Here is a 15,085-nt window from a genome sequence, read left to right as displayed (position 1 = left end):
TGAAAATCCTGAACTCGCATTTTTCATCAACCCGCATGCTCAGGATTGATATTACGCTGTAGTCCAATATAGCCTGCAGATGTCGCTAAAGTTTGATCAAGTTGCAAACAAAATGTCACAACGGACGAAACTGGTTTATCACAAAAAAACAACCTTATTTGCAGTTGATCACTGGAATAAGGTTGTTTTCAATATCATTAAAATTCACTCACGATTTGCCAGGGACGGCATTAAAAATTGAATTGGCCAGCAAACGGAATTGCTGCTGCGAATGAGCGCCATTGGTTAGATAATTGAAAAAAAAGTAAGATTCTTTTTGTTTTCCTTATAAGTGAAGGCCATGATCTTTCCTTTTGCAGCATCGTGACCTGGCCACCAGCCCGCTTTGAAGAAGTTTTCTTTATTACTAATGGTTGCAAGAACTTTTGCGGCTTTAGGTAGTTTCGTAATGTAAGAACCTGTAACGGTGTAGAAGTACTCTTCGTTATCGTAAGGGGCTTAATCGCATTATCCTGTTTGACATTCGCCAGGAAGACCCCTTCGTATCTTTCCCATGTTGGTCCAGCAAAAGCAAATTGAGGAATCCAGTTTTTCACATTAACCATCCCCATATTTCCATAAGCAATGTAAGGCTTCCCTTTCTCGACAAGTTTATCGGAATCGAATGTATTCACAAGCACATCGGCATGCTGCTGATCATCGGTCACTTTAAACCGAGATTTTTGAGCACATAAGCCGGTTCGCCGAGAGCAGCTACCGTAGAAGGTTTAAGAACTTTGCCAACGGGTTTGTTATTGCCGAATGCCATTACATCAAGATCGTATTTTGAGGCCAGCGGGTACAGATCATCATAGGCTACTGCAAAGTCACCCGCTTCATATCCTGTTCCGCTTTTAGATAGCATCGTAACCACTTTGCCGGATTTAAGCAATTCATTAACCGTTTTGATGGCATCATTATTGGTGTTACGGATTAAAACATAGGCAGAATGATTCGGCATTTGTGTGACCGGAATCGATACGGAAGTCACCGGAGAGGTTTTGCCCTCAAACACTCCAGCTTCTCTAATCACATCACATTCAAATCCTCGTAGGACTGGAAAGTCCTGCACAATCTCGCCAGCTACGGAAGCATAATCTGAGACGTTAATACCATCATATAAAACCATGTTTGCAATGCCGTGTTTTGCCTGGTGCATATTTATGATAAATGAACCTGCAGGGTAGGTCTTGCCAGCAGCACTTACAGTTTTTGTCGAGCGTTCAACCTTTACTCCATTGCGGATAAAATATTCAATCATCCGGTAGGCTTCCAGCGGATTTTTTTGAAGACTTTTATCGGTCGGCAAAACGTAATACTCAGGGAAAAAATTCTTATTACCGTGACGCGGGCGGCCAATGACTTGATTTTTGGCATTCATTCCATGCTTATTTTCTTTATATCTGAGCCCTTCGGAAGTTTAAACCTAGCTTTAATTGTTCTTTTCTTCGTCATTGATGCCACATTGCTATCCAATTTCAGTGTCGGGGTATTTTTAACCTGCGTTGAAATTGCTTTTGTTGGTTGACTCTGTTTATCGTTCAACAACGTGCTTTTCGCACGTTGTGCAGCATCAGCCATAACTATGTGCGGAGCAGTGATTTCCAGAAGCATGGCGGTGGATATGGTTAACGCCAAGCAGAACTTTACTATCGGTTTTATACCCATTCTTTTTCCCCCTATTTATAACTGGAAGACCATGTTATGCTCTTCTTTATTCACCAAGAGCATTTACAGCCTATTGTTCGGCAAATTACGATTTTATATATGGTAGTCCTATTCAAAATCTGTTTGTTGCTTTTTTCCGGAAGGATGGTCTGTAATCGAGTTAGAAGCGTCGGAGTTTAGGATCCTTTGCACAAATTGCTTCAAATCCGTTCGACTTTTTACATCCAGAACAGCCGCTCTGCCAACATAAGTTTCTTTTAACAGCTTCATTGGCGGTATTTGTTCATTTCCCTTTAATGTGCTTTCATACCCTACCGAAGCCAAATTCCACATATCAGAGACTGACAAATTGGTATCGATATACGGACTGATTTCCTCTAGAATAGAAGGGAGCCTCATAAGGGAAGTCGTTGTTTTTACCTTCTCGGCTATTGCCGTGATAAATTTCCTCTGTCTCCCTGTTCTGGAATAATCGGACATGGTATCATGGCGAAAACGGACATATTGAAGTGCCGTTTTGCCATCGAAGTGCTGCTGTCCCTGCTTCAAATCAATATCATACTCATGCTGATCGGCTTTACTCTCATAGTGCATATCCTTTTCGACATAAAAATCGAGCCCGCCTACCGCATCGACGAGTTTAATAAACCCTTGGAAGTCTGTATATACATAAAATTGAACTGGCACCCCTAGCAATTCGCTGACAGCTTTCATCGCCGTATCGGGTCCATGCGTAACAGCGGTATTAATTCGATTTTTGCCGTACCCGGGAATATCCGTATAGGTGTCTCGAAGAATCGAAAACACATGGATACGCTTATCAATAGGATTCAACGAAACGACCATCATGCTATCGGACCTGGGTACACTCCCCTTGTTGTTCTCGCGGCTATCCACGCCCATCAGCAAAATATTTACAGGTTCGGTACCCTTCCACTCCGGAACTTCCAGTGCTTCGACTTTATCAGTGCTTGCTTTAACAAATGGGGAGTTGTTCGGGGTTTTGCTAAGTCCTGCTAATCCCTTGTAAATGGAAAAGAAATAATAAAAGATAAAGCTTACAGCAGCGACCACAAGTAATAACGTTATAATCAATATCCTCTTTTTCCTCTGTGTCATGTCATTATTCCTTTCCAAATGATGAATGCACCTGCCTCTTTCCGTATTTAAGATTTTTGCAAGGCTGCTACGAGGAGTGAAGTGTAATATCGGCTACCATCTGGTTTTAAATGGACGCCATCTCTATAAAAGTATTCATCTTTACCTACACTGGATGAATACCAGTCCACCACGCTGACGTTACTGTATTCACCAGCGACCTGTGCAATCGTGTCATTCACCGCATCCTGCCAGCCCTTCGGCACCCGGGTGGTGACCAAGAGTACCTGTCTGGCTTCAGAAAGGGATTGCAGTACGTCCCGCAATTGGTCTTTGCTAAATGGACCGTTGGTGCCGAGTTCGATAATAACCTGTTCTCCCAGTTTGCCTTGAGCGGCTAATTCATTAATGACTTTTACAGCTTGAGACATCTGACGGCCAACCTTGCCGTCCACCGTCATATTCGGAAGCTGCTCTTTTAAATAAGACTCAATTCCGACCGTAACCGAATCTCCAATCATTGTGACGCCCTCACCGGTGAAAGAAACGGATGATTGAGCTTTTTTTCCGTTGGTGTCGGAAGCCCCATGCTTTTGGGCAGCAGCCTGCATCTTATCAAGATTGTATAAAGAAGACTCCTTGCTGCGAGATTCGTTATCAACCGAATTTTGCTTTGCGTGCATATGGAGGCCTATAGCTCCTAAAGCGATAAGGAGAATTGCAAATCCCCCTAATGTGCTTACCATCCATCCATTTTTTTTGTTCATATCTAGTTCATCCTTTCCTTTAACATGCTAGTAGGTTTTATCTTGTTTGATAGCATCAATCACAAACGAGGCATAATACTGAGCGCCTGCTGGTTTCAGATGAACACCATCTTCATAAAATAGATCGTTGCGATTTTCGCTAGCTGAATACCAGTCGATAAGCCGGACATTTTGAAATTCATCAGCTATTTCTCGCAGACTGTCATTTACGGTATTCTGCCATCCTCTCGGTACTCTGGTCGTTATCAGATAAATTTGCTGGGAGTCCGGCAGTGAAGCCAACAACGACTTCAGTTGACTCCGGTTAAAAACGCCGTTGGTGCCGAGTTCAATAATAATTTTATGGCCAAGCTTGCCCTGTATTCGCAAGTTATCAAGTACATCACCAGCCTGTGACATTTGCCGTCCCACCTTTCCATCAATGATCATACCGGGAAGCTGTTTTTCGAGAAACGGGGCGGCATCCAGAATGACAGAATCTCCAATCGCCGTGACCCCCTCTCCTTCTACGGAATGGCCTGTATTTTCATGATTTTCATTGGAACGGTCGAATTGTTGCTTTTCCGTCTGAACGGGTTCCCGGCCTACAGCTGCTGGCACATCAGGTACAGGATCTGATGAATCCGTCTTCCATGAAGTCAGGACCAGAATAATGGCGATAACAATTATGGCAAGGCCTAGTTGGTTGCCAGCGCCTGACCTGCAGAGTGATTTTAGGCTGGTCCAAAAGGTCCCGCGACGGATAGGCTCTTCGATGAAGCTGTAAGAAAGACCCGCCATTATGAAAGTGGCCGTTACCTGCAGAGCAATGCACATATACCTGGCATCTTCGGTATTTACCACGGGACTTGATAAAATAATGATCGGATAATGCCATATATACAGACTGTAAGATCGCTTACCGATCCAGCTTAGAGACCGGCAGCCGAGCAATCGCTCCAGTCGGTTGGCCGGATGAACTAGTACAGCAATGACAATCGCCGTAATTAGTGATAAATAAAGAAAACCGCCGCGATACAGCGAATCATCAAACTCGTTAGTCTGACCGATCAGGATAAACAGCATTACAATGCCCAGCACGCCAGTCATATCCAGCATGGTCCGGGCCGAAGAAGATACATTATCGCTCAGTCTCCAGCTAGGCCAGATTACCGCCAGAGCCGCTCCAATCAAAATGGCAGACGCCCGCGTGTCTGTTCCGTAATACACCCTGCTCGGATCGGTTCCGGGTTCGTATATAATGGCCATTGCTATGGCGGATACGATGGCGCAACCCAGAATGTATAACATCAGTCTGCCTCGTCGCGGTGCAAAGCACAGACCAATCAGCAGAACAAGCGGCCAGATTACATAAAACTGTTCCTCAATGGAAAGCGACCAGAGGTGCCCGATTGGAGAAGGTGGGCCAAAGCTCTCAAAATATGAAACATGATGAAAAATGAGATACCAGTTGTTTACGTAAAAAAGCGAGGATACAAAATGGCCTCCTAATGCCTGTAATCTGAAGAAATCGGTAATTAAAAGCCACAATGCCACTGCAGTCAGCATAAAGATCATTGCCGGCAGTAGCCTCCGTATTCGTCTTATCCAGAAATGCACAATGGAAAAACCGCTGTGCGCCCTCCATTCGAAAAGGATCTGATCCGTAATCAGATATCCTGACAGGACGAAGAAAATCTCCACCCCCAGCAACCCACCCTCTGCCCATCTGAAATGAAGATGATAAGCAATAACAGCAAGCACGGAGATAGCCCTTAGTCCATCCAGACCGGTCATATAACGTTTTTTTGGTTGATTCAGGTGCAGATTTCGGTTTCCATTCACTATGGTCCATTCCTTGTCCTTATAGGCTAATGATCTTGCTTCATTTACTATAGAAAAAAGATGTCGCGAAAGTTTGATCAACATGTAAACAAATTGTCACAACGGTGCAAAAAGAAAAGCCTTATTCCGGCTGAACAACCGAAATAAGGCTTTTGACATATACGAATATGGCGATCATCATCGCTATTTCAATTCAATGATCAATGACTCCTTACTAGGAGAATCCGTTGGCGCAGTCTGCAAGGAATCCAATTGTTTTTGTCCTTGAAGCAGCACCCTTTTATTGTTCGGATTCCAGTATATATGCGTCGGCAAAATTCCGCGATACACCGGCTCGTTGTGCAGTATATTTCTTCCCTGAACCTTGCCCACGTAAGTGACATTTTGATCATACACAGTGTATGCGATATTTTTCCTGTCAGGCGAGAATTCAAAATCAAACACTTTTTCCAGAATGACGGAGAGCTCGCCGTTTCGCTGATCATATTCGTACAATGAACTATCCGTTCCGAGAAACACAAACTGGTCGTTATTCATCCAGGCTACTGAATCTCCGCCAATTTGACGCTCGTATTGAAATTCAATATTCTTCCCGGAAACCTTCCCCATGGTTAGCACCTTTTTCTGACCTTGTTTTACACGAAATAACTGCAGCAGTACGCTGCGGCCATCATTTGAAATGTTAACACTCAAAAGCGTGTCTTCCTTTATGATACCCTTCAACTGATATTTGTCGGAAGTTTGAGACCCCATATCGTAGATATACAGGCTATCAGCTCCGTTATCAAGCGGGTTTTCTACCAGGTAGCTGATATACGAACTGTTGGCCGACCAGGAAAGATATTGTACATAAGACTGGTTCCTAGTATTGATCCTGTCTATTTTCTTTTCCTTGCCATCCTGCAAGGAAATAAGCTTTAAGGTTGTCTCCGAGGAAGAAGGGGAAACTTCGCAAATATATTTCCCATCGGGAGAAAGTATCGTATTGGAAGTTACATTGCCGATTCCGGGTATGGGCTTGCTCTGCTCATACGGATAAGTTAAACGTTCCAACGTACCTCGCTTCAGTATGGTCATGGCCCCGAACGATGCGATGACGGCATCTCCAGACGTCCAGCCCAGCAGCTGTCCCGTATTCGCAAAACGATCCGGAAGGCGATATATTTTTTGGACCTGAAACGGACGAGAGCTTTGATCGGCACTGGAAACTTCATTACTGTCAGCGATGACGACGGTCTCTGTTTTTGGTTCTGAAACGCATGCTGACAGCAGTAATACTACGAGAGATACGACCAGCAGCATTACAAAATATTTATATTTATTGCCCATTATTTATTCTCCGTTCCCCGCGGTTTCCAGAGCATTAAATTCCACCGTAACGATGGTTTCATTATGCTCGTTGGTAATCATGATGGAACCCGCAAATTCTTCAACGATGGATTTCACAATGCTGAGCCCCAATCCTATACTGCCTTCTTCTGCGCTGTCGGAATGAGCCAGATAAAATGGCTGTAACAAGTGTGACAGATGTTCTGCCTCAATCGGATCGCTTGGATTGCTGAAGATCAGGCGGATCTTTTCTTCTGCCTGTACTGCCTGTACTGCTTTTACCGATACTGCCGAAGACGGCAAACTATATTTAATCGCATTATCTATCAAATTGATAAACATCTGTCTAATCCTGTCCCCATCAGCCAACATGAACAATTCCTCATTGATCTCATATTCAATGGTCTTTTTATAGCGCTGTGCTCGGATCATCATCGATTCACACACATCCTGCAGGATTAGCCCAATATCCACCCGAGCAAGCTCCTTGAGCATAATATTATTGCGTGAAACTTCCAGTAGTTTTAACACCATCGCATGCAGGCGCCTGCTCTCCTCGATAATATGATTCATTCCTTTGTCAAAAAAAACACGGTCTTTCTCACCGTTCAGCCTGATCAACTCCGCATATCCCAGAATGGAGGTTAATGGAGTTTTCAGTTCGTGAGTAATATTGTCAAAAAAGCGCTTTTCCTGCTGGTGAAGCTGCTTCAAGTGGTCCCGGTCCTTCTCAATAATATGGATCTGTCTACTGATTTGATCAATCATATCGTTAAAATTCTCAGCCAATCGGCCAATTTCATCCTTGCGTTTAATATGAAGACGGATATCCAGATTTCCATTTTTCACCTCGGTGGATGCTTGCGTCAATCTGGTCAGTGGGATGGTAATATGCCTGGAAAGAATATAGGAAAACAGAAAGGCTGCCGCAAAAATCGCTAGGGCAATATAGAGGGTAATCTCCCGAATCTGTCCGGTTTGTTCGTAGAGTGAGCTGAAATCTTTGTAAAAACGCAGTATGCCTACCTTTGAACCGTCTATAACAACCGGGTAGGAGAAGAGGACTGTCGTCTTATTACGATCATAAGTAATGCTGTACGCTGTATTGCCACCAATCGCCTGCTGCAGATCGCTTTGTATTCGCTGCTGAAATAGTGAGATGTCCGGGGCATAAAGCAATTTGCCTTCCACCGTATACACGCCAATACTGCTGTTCGTGGTATGGTTTAGATCAGTTGCTATCTCCTTGGCAATTTCTCCAAAATACAGCTCATTGCTGCTGAAATGGTTAATCAGAAAAGCCTGGCGCACATACACATTGCTGTTATTTTTCAGTCCGATCAGTTCGGAGCTAACCAGGTTCTGATTGCTTGTCCGGATAAATTCCTTGACGGTCTGATTAAGCACGACAAAAGAAAGCGAAAAAATCAGAAAAAAACCGATCAGAAATTTGATGCTGATTTTGCGTATCATGCTTATTCACCCATTTTTTTGAATTTGTATCCAATTCCGAAGACGGTAGTAATACACTTGGTGTCATCCAGCTTTTTGCGGAGTCTCTGGATATGCGTATCAACTGTACGTGTATCTCCAGCAAAATGATAACCCCATACCAGATCAAGCAGTTCGGAACGTGAAAAAGTTTTGCCCGGATGTTTAACCAGCATCATAAGCAGGTCAAATTCCTTGGGAGTCAACTCAACGGGACGGCCTTCTTTTTGGACAAGCCGTTCTTCTTCAATCACCTCAATGTTTTTAAACCGAATGACGGCTTTCTCTGCTTCCTCCCTGTCGGGGCTGCTCGCCTGCTCCACTCTGCGCAAAATGGTTCGAATGCGTGCAACAACTTCACGCAGATCAAAAGGCTTGGTAATATAATCATCGGCACCGAATTCAAGACCGAGAATTTTATCGGTAATATCCGATTTAGCTGTAATCATACAGATCGGTATGTTATAATCCGTAGTCACCTTTTTGCAAATGTCTAGACCGCTCTGGTCAGGCAGCATCCAGTCCAGCAGCAGCAAATCGGGCTGAAACGACTGCAGTTCATGCATTCCCACTGCTCCGCTGGACGCTGTGCGTGTCTGGAACCCTTCCATAGAAAGCCCGTACGATAGCAAATCGGCAATCGGAGCATCATCTTCAATAATAAGAATCTTTGCTTTATTCATCGTAATCCTCATCTCTATTTTTAATACGACAGGTTTAGGACATCGCCCATTATATTAATCAATCAGGGAAAAACAATCAAATGTATATTGCAAATCCTCATACCCGCTATCAGCGTATAGCCCCACCTTTTCTGTTATAAGAAGCCGTACCATGAGCATTTTTCGATAAAAACTGAAGTAACCATAGTCGAAAAACGAACTAAGGTTGCTTATAGGCAGTTCATCCCAGCTCCCGCTGTTATTGGTGTTCAGTGAAAATAAAGTTGTAGACTAGGAAAATAAAGTATTAGACTGGAGATAAGGAATAAGCTAACGATTTCCGTTAGTTCAGGATTTCAAACAAAGAGCCATCCGACTAGGGATGGCTCTTAAAACTTCCCGTTACAGACAACGCGGTGAACCGGATCACAAGTAATAGCAAGTTTTTGGTGACAATCGATAAGAAACGATAACGGCTGATTTACTTAATCTATATATTGTGCCAGACCGGAGCCAAGTGACCAATTCTCTTTTTTTATCTCAATGAGACTTATGAAGACATCTTCGGGCCGGATTCCCGGTTCCAACTGAAGAAGTTCGGCAATCCGGGAATACAGTGCCTGTTTCTGCTCTGTTGTGCGCGTATCGTTTGCTGTAATTTGAATGATGACCAAGTCGTCGGTACGTTCAATATTCAAGTAACTTTTCCCGTAAACAAAACCGTCGTGTTCATGCTCGTGAATTACCATAAAGTCATTGTCATCCGCTATGTCAAAAACCTCACTCATCGCGGAATACAGACTATTAAGAATCGCCTGCTTGTATTTGGCAGACTTTCCCTTCCGTATAGAAATTCTTGTAAGCGCCATAGTTATACCTCCTGTAATTAATAAGTATTTTAAAGCCATAATTTTAAAACCATAATTAGGTGCTGAATTGATTATACCGTTCTGATATTATTAATAATAATGATTAGAATTGATTGTTATAATCTCTGAAAAAGATGGTGTTGTAAATGGATTTACGCCAATTGACGATATTTCGTGCGGTAGCTGCCAATCTGAGTTTTACCAAGGCGGCATTCAGTCTGAACTATGTCCAATCGAATGTCACAACGCAAATTCATGTTCTGGAGAAAGAACTGGGTGTGCCCTTGTTCGACCGTCTGGGAGGCAAGCAAGTAGTGTTAACGGACGCGGGACGCCAGCTATTGCAATATGCGGAGAAACTGCTGCTGCTTGCGGAAGAGGCCCAAGCAACGGTCTCCATGAGGGGAGAGCCAACGGGAACGCTCCGGATCGGAGCAACGGAAACACTCTGTATTTATCGTCTTCCTTCTCTGCTTCGCGCATTTCGAGCAAGTTATCCGGGAGTGCAAGTCATTTTTCGTCCAAGCCCTGTAGCGGAGCTTAGGCGTCTCGTTCATTCAGGTGATCTTGATGTGGCTTTTGTGTTCGATGAGGCAGAACACAAAGAAGGGCCTGGGGATGAGTTGCTTGGATATGAGCCGGTATGGGTAGTCGCGGCCCCCGATCATCCACTGGCGAACAACCGTACTGTTGTTCCGCTCGATATGTCGAAGATGGATCTGCTCTTAACCGAGGCGGGTTGCTGCTATCGTAGCCATTTTGAACGGATATTAAACCGGGAAGGAGTTTACCCGAAGACGATGCTTGAGTTTAACAGTATTGAAGCAGTCAAGCAATGCGTTATAAATGGACTGGGAGTAACCGTCATGACGGCGGCTTCCGTCTCCACAGAAGTCTCTCGCGGACAACTTGTGCGGCTACCTTGGAGCGGTTTAGATCTCACGGTTAAGACGCATCTGGTCTGGCATAAGGACAAATGGCTGTCTCCTTCTCTTGAAGCTTTCCTGACGCTTGTGCGTGAGATGTTTGTTCAAGTTGGACATGGGACGGCGTAAAGATCAATGTCTTCAATAAATAAAACTTGCAGATCCAGACAGCGCGCTAAACCCTATCATCAATAGAAGTTCTGGTTATTGAATTAACGGATACGATAGCTCAATAAAAGCAGCGGCAGTCTAAGACTTTATTTTCAACCTTAGTTGCCGCTGTTTTGTTTTGGAGTGTCAGTCTAATACTATTTTTGAATGGGCTGACGATTTTTTTATTCAAAGATCCTATAATGACTGGCAGTCCAGTCTAAGACTTTATTTTCTCTGGACAATTGGGCTATTCGAAAGATCAATCATGAATAACGAAATCGTCGCCTGATGTGCAAGTGATGTGTCCGATGTTTTCGATCCATCCCTCTACTGGATAAGATACGGCCTCTTTTCCGTTTGAAAAAAAACCACTCTCTTCCTTTATGCACAACGATGAATAAACCATGCTCATCCCCTATGGGAGCGAAGTTTTCGGATGACTCTCCAAAGTTCGGTATCCCCAGTTCATTTAACTTCTTTACTGCATTTGGAACGTTTTTCGATACGGTACCGACCTCACCCACCCCAATCAAGTCCTTCATCGAAAATGGATAATCCGTTTGGTTTTTCATATTATGCCTCGCAATGAATTCTACGATATTTCCTGACGGATCCTCAAAATAGAATGAATGAGAATTCCAGAAATCAAAAAACACTTCATCCTCGTTATCCTCTTTAATAAGACTGATTTGAGAGGATATCTTTTTTTTCACTTCTGCAAATGTATTCTCTGGAATGTTGATGGCTATATGATAATAAGGCTTACCATACTGAGCTAAGAATCGATCATCCGCCTTTTTGAAGACAACTTGCGTGTAGCCCATATAAACCGTAAATTCATTATCATCCTTATCATCCGCAATTAAATAATCCAATTTGGAGTAAAATCCCTTCATATCTTCGAATTCATTTATCCAAGAACAACCTTGTTAAATTTCATTTTCATTCCCCCTATAGATTAACCTCTTTCTGTGCGTCTGGGATCGTATCAAGGCCAGAGCTTACGATGTTTCCACTGCCCTTCACTCCAGTAATACTGAACCCGGGTGTGCTTTCTATCAGTGCACCATATATCTCAGGGCAGGCCTAAGGTCAAGTCATAAAGGAGAAAAACAGAACTTTTCATCCACATTGGGTAGCCCTACGTTTCGATGAGCTACAGTCGTAGTGTCTTCTCCTCTTTTACCCTCATAGACACTGCTACTACCAGCTGATAAAATAAGTTTACGTTTCCCGTCAACGCAACTCAGATTTGTTATAATAAAAGAACCCATTTTGAGAAAATAATCAAAATGGGTTCTTTGCATATATAAATTCGGCTTTTCATTCACCCGATTATACTTTTTTAAAACATCTATTCAATAATATCATGTGCTTTTAAACCATGCGAATAAACTACACTGCCCGTTAGTTCAATGGATTAATATTCAACTAAAATCCAAACTCTGTTACTCTTTCAAGCCACTCACGTATAAGTGGCTCAAATAATAAAGCCTGTTCAATTTGAAGATTATGGCCTGCTCGGTCTAGAACGGCAAAGGTTGCTCTAGGATAATTGTCTAAAATTTTAAAAGCGTCTATGTAACCAACGACTGCATCTTGTCGCCCAAGAGTAAATACTGTTGGTTTATCAAAAACTAATTCATCTATATTGCTGGAAAATCCATAGTTTCTTTGAATCTTGCTAAGAAAATCGTAGTCAGCGATCTTACAACCTGCCACGATCTCTTCAGAATACCTTTTCCAATTATATTCATCGAGAACGACTTGATTTGCGCTAAAATCACTTATTTGCTCTTCACTTAAGGTGTCCATAAACTCGCGATCACAATGAACAACAAAATGCTCGGGAAGTATTCTTCTTTTGTGTTCAGGAATAATTAATGGACAAATCAGTGCGGCTCCACCAATACGATCTTTATGTCTATTAATTATTCCTCTTGTAATATAACCACCGTAAGATTCGCCTGCTATGAGATAATCTTGGTTTGGGACAAGAGTTTCAATAAAATTTATAACTGCTTCTAGCATTTCATCTGAATTACATATTTGATCGTAATCCTTTGTTTGTCCCATTCCAGGCAAATCAAGATAGATACGACGCCAACCGGGGATATCTTCAAATATCGGTTCCATACACCCACTCATTAACCGATGGTCTGGTGTAAAACCATGGATCATTATAATCGGTTTGCCTGTACCAATTTCCTCGTAATATATATTGGCATTCTTGACTTTACAATATGGCATACAGACTCCTCCAACTGATATATTTGTAATGTGCTTATACTTAAAGGAAAATCTACATTGCTTTATCTAGCACACCAGACCTCCGTTTCCGTTTCGTTTTGATTATATACTCATACATAATATATGCAAAGAACACTTATTCCCCTTTTCTTGTTTTCAGAGTTAAACTTACCTGTCTGTTTTACTATTCATCACCATATAAAGTAGAAAAACCTTGATTCATCAGTGTTTCTGACGAATCAAGGTCCTCACTCTGTCTCAAGCATGTATTGCAAAAAATCTCATTTATTAATTACATTTGTCTCAACTATAATGGTTACTCACACCGCATGTGAGTAATGCTTATAAATGAGACTAACAAAGCACAAAATAGGTTGTTTTTATGGTTACAAATGAGATTAATTATATCGTAACTTGAGACTTTTTGTATTTTATATAATTATAATTGAGACTTTACGTTTTCTATGACTAGCGGTAGATATTTCAATTAACTTAAAACAACTGCATCACCCTTAACAAAAACGTCTACAGACTCGATTGTATTCCATTGAACTAAGGTTGTTTAAGTCTCCTTTTTTTAAGCTGTCAACTCGGCAGGGGTAAGCCCATTTTAGCGACCTTTTTTTGTTATTGATTTCAATGGCCAGTAGATATATCTTTCATAGCATTTCGATCATGTTTATATTTGAAGCCTACGGCAAAAACAATTGCAAGTACGAGTGTGTATGCTCCAAAAATTAACCAGATACTTTGCCAATCCTTCACACCATCTACAGTGAAATAATCCACGACTCTTCCACTTGTGATAGCACCTACATACGCACCTATTCCATTAACCATTGTAAAAAATAGGCCTTGTGCACTCGCACGAATGCGGGGATCTACTTCTTTTTCTACAAAAATGGCCCCAGAAATATTAAAGAAATCAAATGCGCAGCCATACACAATCATGGATAACAGCAGTAAAGTAAATCCTATACCAGATGGGTTACCATAAGCGAAGAAAGCAAAACGCAATGTCCATGCAGCCATACTAATGAGCATGACTTTCTTGATTCCAAAGTTACGCAGGAAAAACGGAATGGCAAGGATAAAAAATACTTCAGACATCTGAGACACGGATAGCAGAATGGATGGATATTTCACGACAAGACTATCTTTGAATTCAGGGTTCAGTGCAAAGTCATGCAGAAATGGATTTCCGAACGTATTCGTTAATTGCAACGCAACACCCAGTAGCGTAGAGAACAGAAAAAAGATGAACATTCTCTTTTGTTTAAACAGCACAAAGGCATCTAATCCCAAAAGACTGATCCACGATTTTTCCTTTTTTTCATTGGATGTTGGACAATCTGGAAGGGTGAGTGAATAAAGGGCCAGCAGTATTGAAGCGCTTGCAGCAATATACAATTGAATGTTACTTAACTCAAATCCGCTGAGACTAACCACCCACATGGCAACAATGAACCCGATGGTTCCAAACACGCGAACCGGTGGGAAATCCTTGACTGTATCGAGTCCTGCTTTCTCCAGAGCAACGTAAGAAATAACATTCGTCAAAGCTGTGGTAGGCATATACACCAATGCGTTAAAAAATATCACCCAGAACATGAGCGTCGGATCTGAAACTTGTGCAGCAATAAATAAACAAATCGCGCCAAGAGTATGGAATATTCCATATAATCTATTGGCTTTAATCCATCGATCCGCAATAATGCCTGCAAGACTAGGCATGATAATCGCGGCTAATCCTTTTGAGCTATAAACAATTCCAACTTGTGCGCCCGTAAAATGCAATGTATTGATCATATACGAGCCTAGTGTAACAAGCCATGATCCCCAAATGAAAAACTGAAAGAAGTTCATTATTCTAAGCCGTGTTTTCATTGCCATTTTTCATGTCCCCTTTTGAGCTTGAATATTCAAGTTGTTGTGTTACTACTCTTCCGTCAATTCTTCTATCGGACACCTTTGGAAATGCTTACATTTTGTTATTCATAGTTTAATAG

At 42.2% G+C, this 15,085-nt stretch carries 14 protein-coding genes; 1 reads left to right on the top strand and 13 read right to left on the bottom strand.

All coding sequences use genetic code 11. The features are described 5' to 3' along the window. Positions 1 to 230 precede the first annotated feature (230 nt). The 10 genes from ACWGXJ_RS03290 to ACWGXJ_RS03245 form a co-directional block, all read right to left on the bottom strand. On the bottom strand, positions 231 to 707 hold the full coding sequence (locus ACWGXJ_RS03290) for a hypothetical protein (RefSeq protein ID WP_452566181.1): 477 nt from the start codon (positions 705 to 707) through the stop codon (positions 231 to 233). Further along, a complete protein-coding gene (locus ACWGXJ_RS03285; RefSeq protein ID WP_452566180.1) occupies positions 704 to 1,420 on the bottom strand; it encodes a hypothetical protein in 717 nt (238 codons plus the stop codon). Before ACWGXJ_RS03285 ends, ACWGXJ_RS03290 begins: the two co-directional genes overlap by 4 nt. Further along, positions 1,417 to 1,707 (bottom strand): hypothetical protein, encoded by a 291-nt coding sequence (locus tag ACWGXJ_RS03280; RefSeq protein WP_452566179.1) that lies wholly within the window; start codon positions 1,705 to 1,707, stop codon positions 1,417 to 1,419. The genes ACWGXJ_RS03285 and ACWGXJ_RS03280 overlap by 4 nt, the downstream gene beginning before the upstream one ends. A 108-nt stretch (positions 1,708 to 1,815) precedes the next feature. After that, positions 1,816 to 2,826 carry an LCP family protein gene (locus ACWGXJ_RS03275; protein ID WP_452566178.1) on the bottom strand — a complete coding sequence of 337 codons (1,011 nt, stop codon included), beginning with the start codon at positions 2,824 to 2,826 and terminating at the stop codon, positions 1,816 to 1,818. A 47-nt stretch (positions 2,827 to 2,873) separates the two neighbouring features. Next, positions 2,874 to 3,572, bottom strand: coding sequence for an SGNH/GDSL hydrolase family protein (locus tag ACWGXJ_RS03270; RefSeq protein WP_452566177.1), 699 nt, complete (start codon positions 3,570 to 3,572; stop codon positions 2,874 to 2,876). A 27-nt stretch (positions 3,573 to 3,599) separates the two neighbouring features. Next, positions 3,600 to 5,396, bottom strand: a complete 1,797-nt coding sequence (locus ACWGXJ_RS03265; RefSeq protein ID WP_452566176.1) for an acyltransferase family protein — start codon at positions 5,394 to 5,396, stop codon at positions 3,600 to 3,602. Between the two features lie 183 nt (positions 5,397 to 5,579). After that, on the bottom strand, positions 5,580 to 6,725 hold the full coding sequence (locus ACWGXJ_RS03260) for a WD40 repeat domain-containing protein (protein ID WP_322161606.1): 1,146 nt from the start codon (positions 6,723 to 6,725) through the stop codon (positions 5,580 to 5,582). Between the two features lie 3 nt (positions 6,726 to 6,728). Further along, positions 6,729 to 8,198: an ATP-binding protein gene (locus ACWGXJ_RS03255; protein ID WP_452566175.1), complete on the bottom strand. Its 1,470-nt coding sequence runs from the start codon at positions 8,196 to 8,198 to the stop codon at positions 6,729 to 6,731. 2 nt (positions 8,199 to 8,200) lie between these two features. Then, entirely contained in the window at positions 8,201 to 8,899 is a 699-nt protein-coding gene (locus ACWGXJ_RS03250; protein ID WP_452566174.1) for a winged helix-turn-helix domain-containing protein, read from the bottom strand. 464 nt (positions 8,900 to 9,363) lie between these two features. Further along, positions 9,364 to 9,747, bottom strand: coding sequence for a tautomerase family protein (locus tag ACWGXJ_RS03245; RefSeq protein WP_452566173.1), 384 nt, complete (start codon positions 9,745 to 9,747; stop codon positions 9,364 to 9,366). Between the two features lie 146 nt (positions 9,748 to 9,893). Here ACWGXJ_RS03245 and ACWGXJ_RS03240 point away from each other — a divergent pair, with 146 nt between their 5' ends. After that, positions 9,894 to 10,802: a LysR family transcriptional regulator gene (locus tag ACWGXJ_RS03240; protein ID WP_452566172.1), complete on the top strand. Its 909-nt coding sequence runs from the start codon at positions 9,894 to 9,896 to the stop codon at positions 10,800 to 10,802. A gap of 287 nt (positions 10,803 to 11,089) precedes the next feature. On the opposite strand, the gene ACWGXJ_RS03235 is transcribed toward ACWGXJ_RS03240, so the two are convergent. The 3 genes from ACWGXJ_RS03235 to ACWGXJ_RS03225 form a co-directional block, all read right to left on the bottom strand. After that, positions 11,090 to 11,722: a VOC family protein gene (locus ACWGXJ_RS03235; RefSeq protein WP_452566171.1), complete on the bottom strand. Its 633-nt coding sequence runs from the start codon at positions 11,720 to 11,722 to the stop codon at positions 11,090 to 11,092. Between the two features lie 535 nt (positions 11,723 to 12,257). Continuing rightward, a complete protein-coding gene (locus ACWGXJ_RS03230) occupies positions 12,258 to 13,076 on the bottom strand; it encodes an alpha/beta fold hydrolase (RefSeq protein WP_452566170.1) in 819 nt (272 codons plus the stop codon). Positions 13,077 to 13,712: 636 nt separating this feature from the next. Next, on the bottom strand, positions 13,713 to 14,969 hold the full coding sequence (locus tag ACWGXJ_RS03225; protein WP_452566169.1) for a nucleoside permease: 1,257 nt from the start codon (positions 14,967 to 14,969) through the stop codon (positions 13,713 to 13,715). Positions 14,970 to 15,085 lie beyond the last annotated feature (116 nt).

It is taken from the genome of Paenibacillus sp. S33 (assembly GCF_053615415.1).
This window is presented reverse-complemented; position numbering and strand designations above follow the sequence as displayed.